The sequence below is a fragment of the Mariniphaga sp. genome, assembly GCF_041687215.1.
Classification (GTDB): Bacteria; Bacteroidota; Bacteroidia; order Bacteroidales; family Prolixibacteraceae; genus Mariniphaga.
This window is the reverse complement of sequence record NZ_JAWLCI010000001.1, coordinates 79226-100071: the sequence shown is the minus strand read 5'-3', so window position 1 is coordinate 100071 and position 20846 is coordinate 79226. Positions and strand designations below refer to the sequence as shown.

Below are 20846 nucleotides of genomic sequence, written 5' to 3'. Positions count from 1 at the left end.
CTTACAACGCTTTGGAGAATCTTTTTGTTTCTTTTTGCAGATTAGGATCGAATTGTGCAGCAATGTTCCGTATAAAAAACCGGCCGGTTTCTGTAATCTGAAAATTTTCCTCACTGTCAATTTCCAGAAGATTGTCTGCTACAAATCCGCTAAACATTTTTTCATCGAAATTCAGGGTTTTTTTAATTTCTTCTTTCGATATGTTGAATTTTTCAGCAGTTTCTTTAAAAGAGAGGAATTCATTGCACATCATTTCGTTTATTACATGCCTGATTATTTTTTCCTGTATATTTAAATGGTATCCTTTTTCAATTGTAAACTGGCCATTGTTGATTATTTCAACATATTTTTCAGGTTTTTTTTCATTTTGTGCATACACACTTTCGAGCTGGCTAATGCCGGTGGCACCAAAAGCATAAACCTGCCCGGTGGTTTCGCGCGTGCAATATCCCTGGAAATTCCGGTGGAGTTTCCGGTTTTTTAAGGCGATACTCAAATCATCGGTATCTTTGGCATAATGATCAAGTCCAATGGGTGTGTACCCGTTTCCTGTTAAAATTTTAAATCCGGTTTCAAACATGGTCAATTTTTCGTTTGCTTCAGGGAGCCCGCGAACTTCGAGAATTTTCTGTGCTTTTTTAATCCACGGGACATGTGCATACGAAAATGTTACCAGCCGGTCTGGCGAAATTTCCACTGCTTTTTCAATGGTTTCTGCAAATGTTTTTTCATTTTGAAACGGAAGTCCGTATATAAAATCGAAATTTACGCTGGTATTTTCAAAGCTTTTTATCCAACTTACAATTTCCTTTACCGGAACGTTGGGCGCATCACGATTTACATTGTCGAGCACTTCCTGTTTAAAATCCTGAATGCCCAAACTGAACCGGTTGAAACCAGCCAGTACCAGTTGCCCGGTGTAGCTTTCGTCGAGCATGGCCGGATGACATTCTATGGCAATTTCAGGCTTTTCAATGAATTCAAAATTTTCGTGGATAAGATCCATTATTCCGCGAATCATTTCAACAGGCAAAGTGTTTGGCGTTCCACCACCCCAGTGCACCTGCGAAACCTTGCGCGATGGGTCAAGCAACTGTTTCACCATTTTAATTTCTTTTTTTACGGCTTCCACGTAACGACCCATTTTCCCCTTGTCGCGGGTATATTGTGTGTTGCAACCGCAAAAGTGGCACATTTTGGAGCAGAACGGAATGTGAATGTACAACGAAATGTTTTCGGGCCACTCGTGATTAGACTGTTCAATAGCTTTTATGTATTGTTCGGGCCCAAAGTTTTCATGAAAAAAATTAGCCGGTGGGTAACTGGTGTACCGCGGAACCGGGATGTTGTATTTTTGAATAAGATTTTCAGGAATTTTCATATAAATTATAAAAATGATTTTTAAAAATAAACGGAATGAGGATAAAGATAAGCAATCCCAGGCCAACTTCAATGGCAAAAAGTCCGCGATAAGTTATTGCATCGGCCACCTTTCCGCTCATTACCGCAATAATCAGGCTACTCAGGTGTGTTATTACAATTTGAATGGTAAAGTCGGTTCCTTCTCTTCCTTTTCGCACAATTTTCATGGCCAGCGTATAAACAAAAACCGACGACATGGCATAAGCGGTCCACAATAATCCTACACCTATATATATAAGGTATAACGGATGCGAGGAAAATGTCAGCCCCAAAAAGAATATTGCTGCTATTATATTAATGGCAGGAAAAACCCAAACGGCTTTATTCAATCCAACTTTCCTTATAAATATTCCGGCAGGCACTGTCATTAAAGCTCCGCAGGCTGTGCCGAAAATGCCGGAAATAAACCCGATTTGTTTTACATCGTAGCCCAAATCCACCAGGTAGGGTTTTACCATAGTTAATATACCAATGAGGCCGGAGTAAAAAAGAAACAGCAATAACAAATGTCCGCCAATTTTCTTCTGCCTGAAAAAATAAATAAACTCCAGTGGCGAAATGTTTTTTCGTGATTTATCCAGTTGCTTTTGTTCGTGTGCGGGATAAAGCGATACCGGAACAAGTACGATTAAAACGAAAGCTGCGAGCGAAAAGAGCAGGTATTGCCATCCCCAGTAGTGGTAAATTACCAGCAAAACGCCACTTCCCATAAGAGTTCCGATAAAATTCCCGGCTGACTGCATACTGTTTCCCAGGCTGCGTTCCTGCTTTTTCAAAATCAGAATGGCAAAGGCATCGGTGGCAATGTCGTGTGTTGCTGAGGCAGTAAATGCAATGACCATTAATAGTATAATGGTAGAAAAACTGGTTTCGAGATTTAAAAAACCAATGGAAAAAATAACTATGGCGTAGAAAATTTCCGACGCAAGAATCCAGCGACGGTATTGTTTGGTACTGCTGCAATTTCTGTCCACCATGGGTGCCCACAAAAACTTTAAAATCCAGGGCAGTTTTATCAATTGCAAATACCCGATGGATTCCAGCGAGTAGTTTTCCATTCGCATGATGACAGGTACTACCGTGGAGAAGAAACTCATGGGAATGGACTGTGCCAGGTAGAGGCTCAGCAGGGTGAAATATTTGTTTGCTTCCTGTTTGTTCATTTTTTTCTGTTAAAATACAACTTTGAGGTTTACACCCAGGGTAGCGGGTTTTCCAATTTGGGCATACGAATTTCCCAACGCCTGAAAATAGAATGAATTGTATTCAGAGTTCAAAATATTTTTCCCCCAAAATGAAAAGGTAATGTTGTTTTTTTCGAAACTTACACGATGATTCAGCAACCCGTAAAAATTCTGAAAGGCTTCGTTCGATTCGTGCCAGTAATGTTTTCCGAATCCGTTGTAAGACAGGTTGAACCGAATCTGATCGAGCCAGCTTGCCCTGACATCTACTTTGTAATTACCTCCTGCATTAAATGAGTATTGTGGCACGTAGGGCAGATAATTGCCGCTGTAATTTTCATCTTCGTCCTTAACGTAATCTACAAACCTGGCTTCGTTAAATCCGAAAGTGAGCCAGGTTTCGAGGTTTTGAGCCGGCAGAGCTTTCAATTCCAGCTCCACACCTTTGCTTTCCGATTTTCCGGCATTGGTGAGCATGGAGCCTGTTCCGCTGGGCACAGTCTGGTAAATTTGCTGGTTGGTCCAGTCGATGTAGAAAAAAGCCAGGTTGGCATAAATTCGCTGCTGAAGCCACTTGGCTTTAACTCCGGCCTCATAATTCCAGGAGTGCTCTGGATCAAACGAGCGGTCTTCTTCGCGTTCGAAAGTGGAATTAAACCCTCCGGAATTGTATCCTTTTGCAATGGTTGCATACGGAACCAGGTATTCGTTAACGCTGTATTTTACAGCTACTTTTGGCAGAATTTCAAAATAATCCAAATCACTGATAAATTCATCGGCACGAGTAGAATTACCGTTTCTAACGCGGTCATCCGTATAATCCAGTGTTGCTTTTTCATAATCGGCACGAATTCCGGCCGAAAATGTAAATCCGCCAAAATCAAGGGTGGATTGGTGAAAAAATGCAATGCCCGAATTGGAATTGTTGTAAGTTTTGGTGTAGTAATATTCCGAAAATGGCAGTTTGAACTGAACCAGTCCGTCTTCTCCGTATTCTACGGTAACTGCCTTGTCGAGCAGTTGTTTAAATCCGAAAACCCCAAACAGCCAGTTGTACGCGCCTCCCTTTTTCGATTCGAGATTGATTTCCTGAGCCAGCATTTGTAATTGCTGATCCTGCACCACAAAAAACAACGACTGCGGTGTAAAATCCTGGTCAATTTCCTGAAAATCGTCCAGCGATTGGAAACTGCTGACTGCCCTTAATGAAAATCCCGGTGCTGAATAATTCAGATTTAGCCCGGCCGATAAAAGTTTTCGGTTGTAAACGCTCTCCTTGTCATAAGAAATATCGCCTGCCTGCATCAATTCATCATTGAACAAGGCATAAGGATATCCGCCCTGCCGACTGTCTTCGTATTGAATATTGCCCTGTACGTTAAAATTTTCTGACGGAGAAAACAAAGCTTTCAAACGACCGGAATAACTGTTGATTTTATCCACTTCGGTTTGCGAGAACACATTTTCATAAAACCCATCGTTGTGCCGCTGATTCAGGCTTCCCTGAACGGCCAGCGATTTTCCTATTGGCTGGTTGTGCGTAACATTCGAACGGATTTGGTTAAAGTTGCCATAATCCATTGAAATGGTTGTACGTTGTTCATTATGAGGTTTGTTTGTAATAACATTAATTAATCCGCCCATGGCATTTCTTCCGTAAAGTGTACCCTGCGGACCGCGCAAGACTTCAATTCGTTCTACATCGTAAAAATCGAAGTTGAATGCAGCTTTTTCGAAATATGGAATTTCATCAACGTACAACCCGACTGACGGCGTGTTAATCCGGTTTCCCACCCCGCGGATATAAACCGGCGAAGTAAGTTTTGATCCGTAATCGGGCATAAAAAAGTTGGGAATGATGGTTGAAATATCCGTCAGATTTTCCACCCGGTTGTTTTCAATTAGCCGCTCGGAAATCATAGATGCTGCCGCAGGAATTTCAAAAATGTTCCGGTTGTATTTTGGCGACTGAATAATTATTTCGTCGAGCTTGTAATTCCTGATGGTGTCCTTTTCAGCTTCCTGAGCAAAGGCTGTAAACTGAAATGCGGCTAAAAAAAGGATTAAAAGTGCTGATTTTTTCATGGTATTTTTATGAAAAGAAAAAATGTAAGCTACCCGGGAAAACAGTTTCGGGCAATTTCACATGTTGAAAAATGAATCAATGTAAAAAATCAGGCTGCCGGAGGGGGACGCGAAAAATTAGAAAAATCAAAACTTGCAGGTTGAAATTGTTGGTTCGGAGGAATTCGAAATTTCGTTTTTCGATCCACATAAAAAATTCGTTCGTTTTTTGGAACGCTGTTCACATGAAAATCATTAAAATCGAAACTTTCGCTATTGTTACTAAACTGGTTTTCAGTTTTAATTGTGAGCTCGTTTTGCGTGAATTTTTTTTCTATCGGAAATTTTTCTTCAGCAATTTTCTGGTAACCGAACAGAAAAAAAAAGGCATAGAAAAACACAAAAGCAATATAGGGGATATGCGTAGAAAATATTCCGATGGTAAACATGCTGCCTTTGTTTTTCTGATTTTGAAGCTGCAAAAATAGGATAAACCTTTGTCTTAAAAAACAATAGAGGTCTTTTTTTCGTTGATTTATCTCAATAAATACATTTGACCCCGAATGAATAAGTTTTATCGTATTTTTGGCAAAAATTGAAAAACTATGCTACCAAAAATTGAAAAAATATCAGTTCAAAAGCAAAATATCTCCACAGCGGTTTTGTTTCAAAGTTTTAAATCGCTTTCGAAATTCCCGGAAACTGATGTTCGTTATTTAGAGGAAAAACTTTCAAAAGAAACCGATTGGATCATTTACAAACAACCACAGGTTTATTTTTTTCATAAAACTAAAGATGATAAAAATCCCGGAATTCAACTTGAAGCAGCACGGAAGGCAGGTTCGAAATTTTACGATGTTATGAAAAATGAGAAAGTTACAACGCTGCAAATAACCGGGATATCTGGTGGTAATTTAACCCTTGCGTTTTTGGAAGGGTTGCTGCTTTCGGCCTATTCCTTTTCAAAATACAAGAAGGAAAAAGATGAGTTTGTTCCTTCAGAAATTTTTGTGCTCGATGATGCGGTGAGTGAACAACAAATTGTTGAATTGCAAACTTTGACTGAAGCCGTTTTTTACACACGAAATTTGGTAAACGAACCGCTATCTTTCCTTACAGCCACTCAGTTTTCATTGGAAATGGAAAAGATGGGTGCCGAAGCCGGGTTTACCGTTGAAGTTTTCAATAAGAAAAAAATTGAGGCGCTGCGTATGGGTGGTCTGCTTGCCGTAAACAAAGGAAGTATTGACCCGCCAACGTTTAATATTCTGGAGTGGAAACCAGACATTGCTGTAAACAAGAAACCGATAGTGTTGATTGGGAAAGGCGTGGTTTTCGATACCGGCGGACTGAGCCTGAAACCCACGGCAAAATCGATGGATTACATGAAATGCGACATGGCCGGCGGTGCTGTAGTGGCTGCTACCATTTATGCCATCGCAAAAAACAAACTTCCGCTGCACGTGGTTGGTCTGGTGCCGGCAACCGACAACCGTCCCGATGGCAATGCATACGTTCCGGGTGATGTAATTACTATGTTCGACGGCACTACCGTTGAAATTAAAAATACCGACGCCGAAGGCCGCTTGTTGCTGGCCGATGCGTTGAGTTATGCGAAAAAATTCAAACCTGAATTGGTGATTGATGTGGCTACACTTACCGGTTCGGCTGAAATTATAACAGGATCACAAGCGTTGGTAGCCATGGGAAACAGCGCAGAAAACCTTCAGAAACTGAAACAGGTTGGCGACGAATTTTACGAGCGGATGGTTGAGGTGCCACTTTGGGATGAGTTTGCCAAACCGCTGAAATCGAACATTGCCGATTTGAATAATCTGGGTGCCCGCGAGGCGCAAACTTCCATTGCGGGGAAATTTCTCGAACATTTTACGGATTATCAGTGGATGCACCTCGACATTGCCGGTGTTGCCTTTCTGCAAGAGAAAGATTCTTACCGCCCGGCAGGTGGCACTGGTTTTGGTACACGGCTGCTTTATCACTTTTTGAAAAAATTCAATTAAAAACGTAACTTTGCCTTCCGTTTTTAAAAGACTAAATATTAATTCGATAGAAAATATAGAATGACAGATACAATAAAAGTAGGAATATCACACGGCGACATAAACGGAATCAGTTACGAGGTTATCATGAAAACCCTGCTCGATCCGCGAATTATGGAAATGTGTACCCCAATTGTTTATGGTTCACCAAAAGTTGCAGCATACCACCGTAAAGCTTTAAATATAAATAATTTAAGTTTGAACCATGTTCGTTCGGCTAAAGAGGCTGGTCCGGGCCGTGCCCATGTGTTGAACTGCATCGACGATAATATTAGGGTTGAACTTGGTAAATCTACACCCGATGCCGGCGAGGCTTCGTTTATGGCACTGGATAAAGCGGTAACTGATTTACATGAGGGTTTAATTGATGTGCTGGTTACAGCGCCCATTAACAAAGACAATATTCAAAGCGAAAAATTCAATTTCCCGGGTCACACCGAGTTTCTGGCTCAACGGTTTAATTCGCCCAATTTTGTGATGCTGATGGTGAGTGAAACCATGAAAATAGGTTTGGTTACCACGCATTTGCCATTGTCAAAAGTAGCCGAACACATTACCAAAGAAGTAATTTTGTCCAAATTGCGTATCATTTCACAATCGCTTCAGCAAGACTTTGCCATTACCCGTCCGCGCATTGCAGTTTTTGGTTTGAATCCACATGCCGGCGATAACGGTTTATTGGGGCAAGAAGAGAATGAGATTATTCAACCTGCTATTATTCAGGCAAAAAAAGAGGGAATAATTGCGTTGGGACCCTATCCTGCCGATGGGTTTTTTGGTTCAGAAAACTATCGGAAATTCGATGCCATTCTGGCCATGTACCACGATCAGGGACTGATTCCGTTTAAGCTTGCTTCGTTTGATCGTGGCGTTAATTACACAGCCGGCCTTCCAGTTGTGCGCACATCGCCCGCGCATGGAACAGCTTATGAGCTGGCTGGAGAAGACAAGGCATCACCCGACTCGTTTCGGCAGGCACTTTACCTCGCCCTCGATATTTATAAAAACCGGAAAATTTATGAGGAAATATCCAAAAACCCACTGAAAAAATATGATATTAACTCGAACCAGGAAGATGAAAGTGTTGATATAGAAGCAGAAGAAGATAATAACTACTAAACTTTTTTATTCATGTATGAATTTATCCGGGGAGCAGTTGCCGATCTGAATCCGGCAAGTGTTGTGGTGGATGCAGGCGGAATCGGTTATTTCATAAATATTTCGCTGAATACTTACAGTAAGGTTAGCGGTAAACAGGAAACGAATCTGCTGATTCATCAGGTAGTGCGCGAAGATGCCCATGTTTTATATGGTTTTGCTGAAAGGCGGGAACGCGATCTGTTTCGTAACCTCATTTCTGTGAGCGGGGTGGGGGCCAGTACAGCCATTATGATGCTTTCATCGCTGAACCCGGATGAAATAGCTGCTGCTGTAACCACCGGCAATGTTGATGTGCTGAAAGCGGTTAAAGGAATTGGTGCCAAAACAGCCCAGCGAATTATTATCGACCTGAAAGACAAGCTGGGCAAAATGCCTGAAAGCGGTCAAATTTTAATTTCACCAGACAATACTCTGCGAAATGAAGCGTTATCAGCATTAGTCATGCTGGGGTTCGCCAAAAAGGATGCAGACAAGGCAGTGTCCAAAATAATACAAGAAGATCCTGAAGCGACCGTGGAGCGTGTGATAAAAACAGCATTAAAAAGGTTATAAAACAGGAATGAGATTGGCCCGCTTTTTACTTAAATTAAACTTATTTTGCCTGCTTGCATCCCTGCTTGCGCTCGCCGCGAACGATATTGCGGCTAATCCGGTTGTGGAATTAAACACTTTTAGCCAACCTCAGGATACAATAGTATTGGACACCACCGGGCCACTTCCGTATCCATTTAAAGATCAGCCAGCTTTTGGAATTCCTTCTCAGGATTCCACAAAATTATTTTTGAATAAACCCAGCAACATAAACTTCGAAATTGAATACGACCCTGAAACGGGCCAGTATATTTTTTACGAAAAAATTGGAAGCCTTAATTACCGGTTGCCGCAAGCCATGTCGCTCGATGATTATATCGACTACGACTTCGAAAAATCGGTTCGGGATTACTGGCGGCAGCGCAGCCGTATTCATGAGATGGATCAACGGGGATCGCTCATTCCGCAACTCACCATTGGAGGCGAGGCATTCAACCGGGTTTTTGGCGGAAACGTGGTAAATATTCAGCCACAGGGTTATGTTGAAGTAAGTTTTGGTTACCAGGTAAATACAACCGAAAACCCGGCAATTCCTGAACGATTGCGCAGAGTTCCAACGTTTGATTTCGATCAAAAAATTCAAATGAACGTGATGGGCCAGATTGGCACAAAAATGAATATGCGGGTGAATTACAACACCGAAGCCACGTTCGATTACGAAAACAAAATGAACCTGGAATACACTGGCGATGAGGATGAAATTATTAAACGGATTGAAGCCGGAAACGTTTCGCTTCCGTTAAACGGTTCCCTAATAACGGGTGCATCCAATCTTTTTGGGGTAAAAGCTGAAATGCAATTTGGTAAATTAACGCTTACCACCCTGTTTTCGCAGCACAAAGGCGAAACCCAAACCGTTGAAACCGAAGGAGGTGCACAAATTACCAACTACGAAATTTCGGCTGCCGATTACGATGCCAACCGGCACTTTTTTCTGTCGCAATATTTCAGGGATAATTACGATAAATGGTTGCAAAATACCGCCGTACCATTAACTCCAATAAGTATCAATAAAATTGAAATCTGGGTAACCAACAAATCCAACAATTTTGAGGAGTCGCGAAACATCATTGCATTTCAAGACCTTGGTGAGCACAATCCGCATATCTACAATAATTTAACTCAGTTTCAGGAAACTACAGGCAACCCTTATCCTGAAAATATTTTTCCGCACAACGATGCCAACGGACTGTATTACGAGATGGTTAACACATACAGTGACATTAGAAGTACACAAAACATTACCTCAGTTATGGCGCAGTTTGGCTCCGATTTTATGGGCGGACAGGATTATGAGAAAATTGAACAGGCACGAAAACTTTCTCCTTCGGAATACACGGTGAACGAGCGACTTGGATATGTTTCACTGAATACATCTCTTAATTCAGATGAAATTCTGGCCGTTGCTTTCAGTTACACCTCTAATGGGAAAGTTTTTCAGGTAGGTGAATTTTCAACCGATGGAGTCAGCGCTCCTCAAACGCTCATTTTGAAACTTATAAAGGGAACCAATCTGTCACCCAGCCTGCCAACCTGGGATTTGATGATGAAAAACATTTACAACCTCGATGCCTACCAGCTTACCCGTGAAGATTTTATCCTGAATATTGTTTATCAGAACGATTCAACCGGAACATACATCAATTACCTTCCGGAAGGAAGATTGAACGGGCACATTTTGCTTGAGGTGATGAATCTCGACAAGCTGAACAAACAGCTCGACCCTTATAAAGATGGTGTTTTCGATTACATTGAAGGAATTACTGTAAACTCGAACCGTGGAAGAATTATTTTCCCGGTTGTGGAACCTTTTGGAAGCCACCTGGCCGATTCCATTCAGGATCAAACGCTTATTGAAAAATATACATTCCAGTCGTTATACGATTCCACACAGGTTTATGCCGAGCAGGATGCCGAGCGCAATAAGTTCAGACTGGTTGGGAGTTATAAAGGCGCTTCGGGTTCCGATATTGCCATTGGTTCGCTTAACCTGGCACAAGGTTCGGTTAAAGTAACTGCCGGCGGTCGCGAGTTGATGGAGAATGTGGATTACACCGTGGATTACACACTGGGGCGGGTTAGAATTATTAATCAGGCTTTGCTGGAAGCCGGAACGCCAATTCAGGTTTCTACTGAAAGTGAAGACATGTTTACTATGCAACGGAAAACTTTGTTGGGAACACATGCAAACTATGCTTTTTCCGATAATTTTAACATTGGTGCTACCGCTCTGTTTATGCAGGAGCGGCCACTTACCCAAAAGGTTGATTACGGTGAAGATCCTATTTCCAACCTTATGGTTGGTATGGATGCACGCTATTCTACCCAGAGTATGTTTTTGACCAAAGCAGTGGATGCTCTGCCGTTTTACAGTACCAACACACCGTCAACCATCGATGTGGAAGCTGAAATCGCCAAACTTATTCCCGGTCACTCCAGGGTAATTGAAAAAAGCGGAAATGCTTACATTGACGATTTTGAAGGAACAAAAACCACCATCGACCTGAAAGCCAGACAGACATGGAGCCTTGCAAGTACTCCGCAGTTGCAAAACGATTTGTTTCCGGAAGGCAACCTGACCAACCAGATTGAATATGGTTATAACCGTGCAAAACTGGCATTTTATATTATCGATCCGCTCTTTTTGCGCAACAACAGCCTCACGCCCAATCATATCGAAAACGATCCGGACCAGCAATCCAACCATTTTGTACGGGAGGTTTTCGAAAAAGAAATTTTTCCGGCCAAAGAGTCGCCAGTCGGGCAGCCTACCAACATCCCGGTTTTCGATTTGGCTTATTATCCCGAAGAACGTGGTCCGTATAACTTCGATACTTATCCTTCAAATTATTCAGCCGGTGTAAACCCTGATGGTTCACTGGCAGCGCCGGAAACCCGCTGGGGAGGTATTATGCGTGAAATTCAAACCAGCGACTTTGAAACTTCCAATATCGAATTTATTGAATTCTGGATGATGGACCCGTTTGTTTATGATACATTGGGAATGCATGATGGTGGAGATCTTTATTTTAACCTGGGTGAAATTTCTGAAGATATTTTAAAAGACGGAAGAAAATCGTTTGAACAGGGTTTACCCACCTCTGAACTGGTTGCCAATACTGATACTACTTCCTGGGGGCGTGTTTCAACCCTTCAGTCGTTGGTAAATGCTTTTGTAAATGATCCGGAATCGCGTCGTTTTCAGGATATTGGTTTGGATGGTTTGGCTGACGAAGATGAGCAATTATTTTTTGAAGAATACCTGAACCAATTGCGCGATTTGGTGTACGACGATGTTTTTGAAAAATATTTAAACGACCCTTCTTCAGATAACTTCCATTATTACCGGGGGTCCGATTACGATGCAGATGAAGTTGGAATTCTGGAAAGGTATAAAAACTTTAACGGACCCGATGGCAACTCTCCTACAACCGAAATGTCACCCGAGTCGTATCCGACGGCAGCCTCTTCCATTCCCGATATGGAAGACATTAACAACGACAACACGTTAAACGAAAATGAACGGTATTACCAGTACAAAGTAAATATCCGCAAGCAGGATATGCAGTTGGGCAGCAATTACATTACCGATGTAAAAGAGAGCCGAGTGCAGTTAAAAAACGGGCAAATTGGTGAAGTAAAATGGTACCAGTTTAAAATTCCGGTGCGCGATCCCGACCAGGTTTTTGGAAATATTCGCGATTTTAAATCCATCCGGTTTTTACGTATGTATTTACGCGGATTTGAAGATCCGGTTATTTTACGTTTTGCCACCCTTGATTTGGTTCGTGCCGACTGGCGACGCTATTCGCGTCACATCGGCGATCCGGAGGTTATCTCTCCCAATGCAAACTTCGATGTTTCAGCAGTTAACATTGAAGAAAACGGTAGCCGCGAGCCGGTGAATTATATTCTTCCGCCGGGAATCGACCGCGTAATAGATCCTCAAAATCCTCAAATGAGGCAATTGAATGAACAGTCGATGGTGCTGAAAGTAACCGAACTGGAACAGGGAGATGCCCGCGCGGCTTACAAACCTATGTATATGGATTTCAGAAGATACAAACGGTTGAAACTGGAAGTTCATGCTGAAGAAATGCCCGATTATCCGCTGAATGATGACGAATTGCACTTTTTCGTCAGACTGGGTTCCGATTACAATTTTAACTATTACGAATACGAAATTCCGCTGAAACTAACACCGGCAGGCCGCTATAACGGCGAAATTGAAGCTGACCGTTACATCGTTTGGCCCGATGAAAACAGACTGGACATTCCGCTTGAAATTTTCACCAACCTTAAACTCGACCGGAATGCAGATATTCGTATGGCTGGTTCTACCATTGGTATTCAGGATATTTATGAAGGAGTTCACCGCGGCTGGAATAAGGATAAAAACAGAATTCGGATTAAAGGTAGCCCTAACCTGGGTAATGTACAGGTGGTTATGATGGGTATTCGCCATAAAAAAGGCCAGTTGAATACCGGGCCCAAGGCTGTGGAAGTTTGGGTAAACGAAATGCGGCTTTCCGACTTTGATGAAAGCGGCGGTTGGGCTGCAAATGCCCGGGCCACTGCACGCCTGGCCGATTTGGGAAGTGTTACCGTAGCCGGACGCACCCGTTCTGCCGGATTTGGAAGCATCAGCCAGAATATTAACAGCCGTGCACTGGAGGATTTGAACGAAATTGATGTGGCTACCTCCATCGATTTGGGTCGTTTTTTCCCCGAAAAAGCCGGAGTTCGGCTTCCCATGTATTACGGGTATTCACGCAGTGTGAGAAATCCGCAGTACAATCCGCTCGATCCTGATATAGAATTAGACAAATCTTTGGAACGGGCTGAAACGCAACAAGTCAGGGATTCCATTAAACACATTTCGCAAGACCTGGTGGAACGAAAAAGCTTAAACTTTACCAACGTGAGGGTTGAACCGCAGCGTGAGCAAAACAAAGCACGAATTTATGATCCGGAGAATTTTTCGGTTTCCTATTCCTACAACGAAATTTTCAGACGAAATGTAAATACGGAATACAACCTCGATAAAACTTACCGGGGGATGTTCTCTTATAATTACAGCGCCAGGCCAACGCTAGTTGAGCCTTTTAGCAAGGTGAACTTACTGCAAAAAGGGCCACTGAAACTAATTGGCGATTTTAATTTTTATCCGTTGCCTACACAGATTTCTTATCGAACTGACCTTTCGCGGCGTTACCACGAAATTCAAACCCGAAATATTACCAACCCTCAGTTTGTGCTCCCGGCAACTTACGAAAAAGATTTTCTTTGGAACCGGTTTTTCGATTTGCGTTACGATTTAACCCGTTCCATTAAGTTCGATTTTTCTTCCAGGGCAACTTCGCGCATCGATGAACCGCAAGGGAGAATTAATCGTGATATGGATGAATACCAGATGCTTAGGGATTCCATCCTCACTAATTTATGGAATTTGGGAAGGCCAACTCTGTACAATCATAATGTGAATATTTCTTACACACTGCCAATAAGCCGCATTCAAATGCTGAATTTTATTTCATCAACAGTGAGGTACCAGGGAACTTACGACTGGCAGGCCGGGCCAATTACTGCCGACACCATCAGGTTAGGAAACCGGGTGCAGAACTCGCGGAATATTCAATTAACCGGAAATGTGAATTTGCAAAGTTTGTACAACAAAGTGCCTTATTTTCAGGAATTGAACCAGAAATTCAGAAGAACAGGGGGCAGCCGCTACAGTATGAACAGGCAGTCAAGTGGAGGCCGGACTCAACAGCAGCAACAACAGCAACCAGAACGAAAGGTTGAACAAACTTATAACGGGAGTATAAATTTGAAGCCAAACCAACCCCAAACCATTGTTCACAAATTAAATACACGAAAAGTGCGTGTAACAGCTACAAAAGAAGATGGCGAGGTAGTCAGAGGCAGAACAAATATTGTTGACGCCAACACTGTGGAATTTACCGCTTTGGCCGATAGCGGACAAGTTGCTGTTGCAGTTAGAGGTGTTCCCGGAGATCAAACCCTTTTGAAAGATATTATTGACGTTACCACCCGAATGTTGATTGGAGTGCGTACCATTTCGCTGAATTACAGCATTAATGGGGGTACCGTTTTGCCGGGTTACCTGCCCGAACCACGGCTGTTTGGCGCAGGTGCGTATTATCCTGAGAACGAAATGTTCGGAAGAAATCTGCCAGGCAGTTTTGCGCCGGGATTTCCGTTCCTTGCCGGTTGGCAGGATTATACCTTTGCACGCCGGGCTGCAGAAAATGGTTGGGTAACAACCGATTCAACCTTGAATATGCCTTACCTTTTTACCAAAAACGAAAGGTTCAGCCTGCGAACTACCATTGAGCCGCTCCCCGATTTACGAATCGATGTTACTGCCGATCGTTCATTCTCAAAAAATATAAGCGAATTTTATAATTATAATCCCGCATCAGACGAATTCAGGGCCAACAGTTTTTCCGAAACCGGTAACTTCAGTATGTCAACTTTAACTTGGGGAACTGCCTTTTTTGCCATGGGAAAAGAAGAGGTGCACCAGAGTGAAGCGTTTGAAAACTTTAAGGAATACCGTGAAATTATAGCAAACCGGCTGGCATCCCGGCGCAACCCCAACAACGGGTTTGGATATGATCCAACCGCGCCTCACCCCGAGTATCCGGGGTTTCCCGACGGCTATGGCCCCAACTCGGTTGAAGTAATGGTTCCGGCATTTTTAGCTGCTTTTCAGAATAAAGATCCACACACTGTTTCGCTTGGCCTTTTCCCGTCAATACGGTTTATTCGCCCCAACTGGAGAATTCAGTATGAAGGAATGGTTTCAAAAATTCCCGGCCTGAACCGTATTATGCAGTCGCTTAATTTTACACATGCCTACCGTTCGAGCTACAATGTGGGATCGTTTATTACCAACCTGAACTACGAAGAGCAAGCCGACGGATTCAGCTATGTACGCGATATTGCCAATAACTTCATTACACCTTACGATTTTAATTCGGTGAGTATTACCGAAACGTTCAGTCCGCTGATTAACATGGATATCATGTGGCATAACGATCTCACTACCCGGGGAGAAATAAAACGGTCAAGAAACCTCACCCTTTCATTTGCCAACAATCAGTTATCTGAAATTCTCAGCGACGAATATACTGTTGGGATGGGTTATCGTTTTACGCAAATGGACCTTATCATTAAAACAAAAAATTCGCAACAGGCCTATTCAAACGACCTGAATCTGCGGGCTGATATTTCTTACAGGAAAAACAAAACCGTTTTGCGTAAGATTGTGGAAAACGACGACCAGATTACTGCCGGCCAAAGTGCATTCACCATTAAAACCACTGCCGATTATATGCTCAGCGACCGGTTCCAGTTGCGGATATTTTTCGATAAAGTGTTGAATAATCCGTTTACCCAGCTTTCATTTCCCACTTCAAATACCAATCTTGGTGTAAGTTTCCGGTTTACTTTGGCACAGTAAAAAGGAAATCTTAATTTTGGGTTCATTTTTTACGAACCGTTATGGATTTAAGTTTACTGGATTTAAATACTCCACTTCAGATTATTAACCAGGGAATGAAGGAAAGCCTGATTGGAAACCTTGGTATTGAAGTTACGTTAACAGGTGATGGAGTGGTTGAAGGGTTTTTGCTTCTTTCGGAAAAAAACAGTCGTCCCGACGGCATTTTGCATGGTGGAGCCAACCTGGCCATGGCCGAAACGCTGGCCGGATTGGGCAGTATGTTGCTGGTTAATTTAAAAGAATTTGATGTGTTGGGAACGCAGGTTTCAGGAAACCACACTGGAGTTTTGATGCAAGGGAAAGCGCTGGCCGAAGCAAAAATTATTCACCAGGGAAACAAGACCCACATTTGGAATGTTGATGTAAAAAACGAAGAAGGCCGGCTGATTTCAACCGTTCGCGTTACAAACATGATTGTAAAAAGGAATGACTGATACAAAAGAATTTACCCTGTTTATAGACAAACTCATAGCAAAAAATTACCCGTTTGCCTTGTGGTCCATGCCTGGTAGCAACACCCCTGAAATTCTTGTGGCCGACAAGGAAAAAATTGTTTACCCCGCTCATTTCAACAAACTTAACGGACAGGAAGGTTTTGTTTTTGCACCTTATCAGATAAATAAAATTGCCCCGTTGGTCATTCTAAAACCAGGTACATATAAAAAAGGTATAAACGAGATTTTAAAAATAGATTGTAAAAATATCCCGGAGAAGCAAGTTACAGAAGTTCAATCTGCTGCACCTTTTATCATTTCCCACAATGAATATTTAAAGGATATTGATAATACCATAAGCGAAATAAAAAACACAAAACTGGCCAAAGTAATCATATCCAGGTTAATTCCTTTTACCCGAAAATTCGAGTCGATTGGAGAAGTTTACCTGCAATTGTTTCAGCAAACTCCAAATGCTTTTGTTTACCTGGTAAATCTTCCGGCAAACGGAAGTGATTTGGTAAAAGCCGGTTTGTGGATGGGCGCCACACCCGAAGTTTTATTGCGTTCAGAAGGCAAAACTCTGGAAACAGTGTCGTTGGCAGGAACGCAGTCGCGGCGCGATGACAGCGATTACAGTTGGCACACCAAGGAAATAGAAGAGCAGGCTTTTGTGTCGCGCTATCTGCTGGACGTGTTTTACAAATTTAACATCCATCCTTACACCACGCAAGGTCCCGAAACACTGGAAAGCGGAAAAGTGGCGCACCTGGCCACCAGTTTCCGTTTTGCGGCAAAAAAGATGGAAGCCAACCTCGGTGATTTTCTTGCCGAATTGCATCCAACTCCGGCTGTTTGCGGTTATCCCAAATCGAAAGCTGCGAAATTCATTCCCAAAATTGAAAAACACGACCGCCGTTACTACTCAGGTTATCTCGGCCCTTGGCGCCTGAACGGTGATCTGGGATTATTCGTAAATTTGCGTTGTATGGAAATTTTGCCGCAACAGTATATTTTGTATTCCGGTGGCGGAATTACAGCCCGTTCGGTGCCGGAGGACGAATGGGAGGAAACCAATAAAAAAGCCACCACGCTGTTGTCGGCCATTGAAACAGTACAAAACCGATGATTTCAAACAAAAAACATATTCAGCAACTGGCGGCCATTTTGCTGGCCAAAGGAATAAGCGACATTGTTATTTCGCCCGGGTCACGGAGTGGTCCGCTGGTGCACACATTCGCAGGCAGTGGAAAATTCAATTGCCGCAGCATAGTGGACGAGCGTAGTGCCGGCTATTTTGCCCTCGGACTGGCACAAGCCAAACAAAAACCAGTGGCGCTGGTTTGCAGCTCGGGTACGGCCACACTGAATTTAGCACCTGCTGTGGCCGAGGCTTTTTACCAAAACATTCCGCTGGTGGTGCTCACCGCCGACCGTCCCGGCTACTGGATTGATCAGGGCGAAAACCAGACCATTCGCCAAAACAACATTTACCGCGATTTTAGCAAAAAGGAAATCACTCTGCCTATGGGCGAGTCGGAAAAGGAACTTTGGTTTGCCGGCCGAATCATAAATGAAACTTTGAATGCGGCAGTTTTAAAAACTACCGGCCCGGTTCACATTAACATTCCAATGGAAGAACCTTTGCACGACCTGCTGGATAAAGAGTTGCCACCGGCAAAAATTATCGAATTCACAGAAGTACAATCGTTGTTACCGGAAAAGGAACTGCAAAAACTGGCAGTTGTTTTTAATCAAGCTGAAAAAGTATTGATTTTGGCGGGCCAGCAAAATACCAATCCGCAACTGGAAAAAATGCTGGCTGAGTTTTCTGAAAAAACCGGCGCTGTGATTTTAAAAGAACACCTGGCCAACCTGAACTCTTCGCAGTTTATGGGGAGTGTGGACATTCTGATGACTTCCCTGCTTTCGGAAAACCCGGAAGATTTCGGGCCTGATTTGCTCATTACATTCGGTGGTTCCTTTGTTTCCAAACCACTCAAACAATTTCTGCGGAAAAACAAACCGGAAAATCACTGGCATCTGAGTTTGTCGGGTCAGCATTACGACACATACCAGTCGCTCACAAGGGTTATAAATATGGATGGTGCCGGTTTTTTTGCTCAGCTTTCGGAACTGGTAAATTCAAAAGAAAACGCCTGGTTCAATCGTTGGAAAGCAAAAGAGCAGCAAGTGAACCAGGTTCGCGAAGAATTTATTTCGCAGGTTGATTTCAGTGACTTGAAGGTTTTTGATATCATTCAAAAGAAAATTCCCCAAAATTCGGTGGTTCATCTGGGAAACAGTTCACCGGTGCGTTATGCACTTATTTGCGATGCAGCCAAAAACGTGGAATACGTTGGAAACCGCGGCACCAGCGGCATCGATGGCTCACTTTCAACCGCAGTGGGTTTTGCTTCCGAATCGGAAAAATTAAACACCATTATTTTGGGCGACCTGTCGTTCTTCTATGATTCCAATGCGCTCTGGAATAAATACATCGGAAGTAATCTGCGCATCATTGTCATCCACAACGGTGGCGGTAATATTTTCAGCATGATAAAAGGCCCAAGTGAATCGCCGGCATTCAATGAATTTTTCTTTACTGAAAATAAAACCAGCGCCAAAGGAATAGCCAAAACTTTCGGTCTGAATTATTTAAAAGCTGAAAATGAATCAGAGCTGGAAGTTACGCTGCAGAAGTTTCATGCACAGGGGCAAAAAAAAGCGGTTGTTCTTGAAGTTTTTACTGATGCGGATGTAAACACAAAAATGTTTCGGGAGTTATTTAAGAAGGTAAAGATTTCCAATTGAAAAGATAAGCGGCAGGAATCTGATTATCAATTTTTAATTAAGTTTGTGAAACATTTCAGCCAAAAATATCTTATAAAAAGGAAAATTATGAAGCAACTTACATTAAATATCAAAGAAAGTAAATTTCAAGCCTTTTTGGATTTTATTAAAACGCTGGATTATGTCGAAATCCCGCAAGCAGAAAAAAAAGCTTTGAATGAATTTCATAAAAGTCTTAATCAGGTGAAACTAATGCAGGAAGGCAAAATTGAAAAACAAACGGTTGAAGATTTTTTAGATGAGTTATAATGTTTATCCAACCCCATACTTTAAAAAGCTTTTCAAAAAACTATATAAAAAACATCCCTCTTTGAAAAGTGATTTGAATGATTTGATTCAAACACTAAAAGAAAAACCAGATTTTGGAATCCCCATGGGTTCTAACATTTTTAAAATCCGGTTGGCAGTTACTTCAAAAAGAAAAGGAAAGTCGGGTGGGGCGCGAATAATAACTTATCTGGTTACCGAACATAAAGAAATCTATCTGGTTTATATCTACGATAAAAGTCAACTTGAAAATATTACAAAAGAACAAATATTGGAGCTGCTTAAAAGTGCAGGATTGAGTATATAAATTGATTTAAAGTTTCAATCATGAATACAAAACGCAACTGGGAAACCATAAAAGAATACGAAGACATTCTTTTTGACTATTTCGATGGAATCGGGAAAATTACCATCAATCGCGAACGTTACCGGAATGCATTCCGGCCAACCACGGTGAATGAAATAAGCGATGCTTTGCGTATATGTCGCGAAGACCAGCGCATTAATGTAGTCGTGCTCACCGGTACAGGCGACAAAGCGTTCTGTTCGGGTGGCGACCAAAACGTAAAAGGGCATGGCGGCTACATCGATAAAGACGGCATTCCGCGCCTGAACATTCTCGAAGTACAACGTCAGATTCGCAGTATGCCCAAACCGGTAATTGCCATGGTGAATGGTTACGCCATCGGTGGTGGGCATGTGCTGCACGTGGTTTGCGACATCAGCATCGCCAGCGAAAATGCCATCTTCGGGCAAACCGGCCCCAAAGTGGGCAGTTTCGATGCCGGGCTCGGTTCGTCGTATCTGGCCAGTATTGTGGGACAAAAAAAAGCCCGCGAAATCTGGTTCATGTGCCGCCTGTATTCGGCTGCCGAGGCGCTGGAAATGGGACTGGTAAACAAAGTGGTTCCGCTCGACCAACTGGAAGATGAAGTGGTGGCCTGGGCACAAAAAATGCAGGAACACAGTCCGCTGGCATTGCGCATGTTAAAACTTGGACTGAATGCCGAGCTTGATGGCCAGGTGGGAATCCAGGAGTTTGCCGGAAACGCCACACTTCTCTACTACCTCACCGAAGAGGCGCAGGAAGGAAAACATGCGTTCCTCGAAAAACGCAAACCCGATTTTCAGAAGTATCCTAAGTTTCCGTAAACCGAAAATATTTTTTTCCCGCAGATTTTATACAATTCTGCGAAAATCAGCGCAATCAGAGGGAGATTTTAAAAGGCATGCAGGCAGCTATTCATTTTAAATGTTACCAAAAGGTAAGTTACAATTT

General features: G+C 42.7%; 13 protein-coding genes. 10 read left to right on the top strand and 3 right to left on the bottom strand.

The features are described from left to right. Window position 1 precedes the first annotated feature (1 nt). From hemN to ACESMA_RS00465, 3 genes are read right to left on the bottom strand one after another with little or no spacing between them, the layout of a single operon-like run. On the bottom strand, window positions 2-1381 hold the full coding sequence (gene hemN, locus ACESMA_RS00475; RefSeq protein WP_372946773.1) for an oxygen-independent coproporphyrinogen III oxidase: 1380 nt from the start codon (window positions 1379-1381) through the stop codon (window positions 2-4). Then, on the bottom strand, window positions 1368-2585 hold the full coding sequence (locus ACESMA_RS00470; RefSeq protein ID WP_372946772.1) for an MFS transporter: 1218 nt from the start codon (window positions 2583-2585) through the stop codon (window positions 1368-1370). Before ACESMA_RS00470 ends, hemN begins: the two co-directional genes overlap by 14 nt. A 9-nt stretch (window positions 2586-2594) precedes the next feature. Continuing rightward, window positions 2595-4691, bottom strand: a complete 2097-nt coding sequence (locus ACESMA_RS00465; RefSeq protein WP_372946771.1) for a TonB-dependent receptor — start codon at window positions 4689-4691, stop codon at window positions 2595-2597. Window positions 4692-5275: 584 nt separating this feature from the next. On the opposite strand from ACESMA_RS00465, the gene ACESMA_RS00460 reads away from it, so the two are divergent. The 10 genes from ACESMA_RS00460 (at window position 5276) to menB (ending at window position 20719) form a co-directional block, all read left to right on the top strand. Then, a complete protein-coding gene (locus ACESMA_RS00460) occupies window positions 5276-6691 on the top strand; it encodes a leucyl aminopeptidase family protein (RefSeq protein WP_372946770.1) in 1416 nt (471 codons plus the stop codon). 60 nt (window positions 6692-6751) lie between these two features. Beyond that, entirely contained in the window at window positions 6752-7849 is a 1098-nt protein-coding gene (gene pdxA / locus ACESMA_RS00455) for a 4-hydroxythreonine-4-phosphate dehydrogenase PdxA (protein ID WP_372946769.1), read from the top strand. Between the two features lie 12 nt (window positions 7850-7861). Then, window positions 7862-8443 carry a Holliday junction branch migration protein RuvA gene (gene ruvA, locus ACESMA_RS00450; RefSeq protein ID WP_372946768.1) on the top strand — a complete coding sequence of 194 codons (582 nt, stop codon included), beginning with the start codon at window positions 7862-7864 and terminating at the stop codon, window positions 8441-8443. A gap of 7 nt (window positions 8444-8450) precedes the next feature. Next, window positions 8451-15971, top strand: a complete 7521-nt coding sequence (gene sprA, locus ACESMA_RS00445) for a cell surface protein SprA (protein ID WP_372946767.1) — start codon at window positions 8451-8453, stop codon at window positions 15969-15971. Window positions 15972-16012: 41 nt separating this feature from the next. Next, on the top strand, window positions 16013-16447 hold the full coding sequence (locus ACESMA_RS00440) for a PaaI family thioesterase (protein ID WP_372946766.1): 435 nt from the start codon (window positions 16013-16015) through the stop codon (window positions 16445-16447). Further along, window positions 16440-17576, top strand: a complete 1137-nt coding sequence (locus tag ACESMA_RS00435; RefSeq protein ID WP_372946765.1) for a chorismate-binding protein — start codon at window positions 16440-16442, stop codon at window positions 17574-17576. Before ACESMA_RS00440 ends, ACESMA_RS00435 begins: the two co-directional genes overlap by 8 nt. Then, a complete protein-coding gene (menD, locus tag ACESMA_RS00430) occupies window positions 17573-19261 on the top strand; it encodes a 2-succinyl-5-enolpyruvyl-6-hydroxy-3-cyclohexene-1-carboxylic-acid synthase (RefSeq protein ID WP_372946764.1) in 1689 nt (562 codons plus the stop codon). The genes ACESMA_RS00435 and menD overlap by 4 nt, the downstream gene beginning before the upstream one ends. Before the next feature lie 87 nt (window positions 19262-19348). Beyond that, entirely contained in the window at window positions 19349-19549 is a 201-nt protein-coding gene (locus tag ACESMA_RS00425; protein WP_372946763.1) for a hypothetical protein, read from the top strand. After that, window positions 19539-19874, top strand: coding sequence for a type II toxin-antitoxin system RelE/ParE family toxin (locus ACESMA_RS00420; protein WP_372946762.1), 336 nt, complete (start codon window positions 19539-19541; stop codon window positions 19872-19874). Before ACESMA_RS00425 ends, ACESMA_RS00420 begins: the two co-directional genes overlap by 11 nt. A 20-nt stretch (window positions 19875-19894) precedes the next feature. Further along, window positions 19895-20719 carry a 1,4-dihydroxy-2-naphthoyl-CoA synthase gene (menB, locus tag ACESMA_RS00415; protein ID WP_372946761.1) on the top strand — a complete coding sequence of 275 codons (825 nt, stop codon included), beginning with the start codon at window positions 19895-19897 and terminating at the stop codon, window positions 20717-20719. The last annotated feature ends 127 nt before the right edge of the window (window positions 20720-20846 follow it).

Coding starts and splice junctions, on each gene's coding strand:
- hemN (WP_372946773.1), bottom strand. CDS start 1,381: ATGAAAATTCCTGAAAATCTTATTCAAAAATACAACATCCCGGTTCCG.
- ACESMA_RS00470 (WP_372946772.1), bottom strand. CDS start 2,585: ATGAACAAACAGGAAGCAAACAAATATTTCACCCTGCTGAGCCTCTAC.
- ACESMA_RS00465 (WP_372946771.1), bottom strand. CDS start 4,691: ATGAAAAAATCAGCACTTTTAATCCTTTTTTTAGCCGCATTTCAGTTT.
- ACESMA_RS00460 (WP_372946770.1), top strand. CDS start 5,276: ATGCTACCAAAAATTGAAAAAATATCAGTTCAAAAGCAAAATATCTCC.
- pdxA (WP_372946769.1), top strand. CDS start 6,752: ATGACAGATACAATAAAAGTAGGAATATCACACGGCGACATAAACGGA.
- ruvA (WP_372946768.1), top strand. CDS start 7,862: ATGTATGAATTTATCCGGGGAGCAGTTGCCGATCTGAATCCGGCAAGT.
- sprA (WP_372946767.1), top strand. CDS start 8,451: ATGAGATTGGCCCGCTTTTTACTTAAATTAAACTTATTTTGCCTGCTT.
- ACESMA_RS00440 (WP_372946766.1), top strand. CDS start 16,013: ATGGATTTAAGTTTACTGGATTTAAATACTCCACTTCAGATTATTAAC.
- ACESMA_RS00435 (WP_372946765.1), top strand. CDS start 16,440: ATGACTGATACAAAAGAATTTACCCTGTTTATAGACAAACTCATAGCA.
- menD (WP_372946764.1), top strand. CDS start 17,573: ATGATTTCAAACAAAAAACATATTCAGCAACTGGCGGCCATTTTGCTG.
- ACESMA_RS00425 (WP_372946763.1), top strand. CDS start 19,349: ATGAAGCAACTTACATTAAATATCAAAGAAAGTAAATTTCAAGCCTTT.
- ACESMA_RS00420 (WP_372946762.1), top strand. CDS start 19,539: ATGAGTTATAATGTTTATCCAACCCCATACTTTAAAAAGCTTTTCAAA.
- menB (WP_372946761.1), top strand. CDS start 19,895: ATGAATACAAAACGCAACTGGGAAACCATAAAAGAATACGAAGACATT.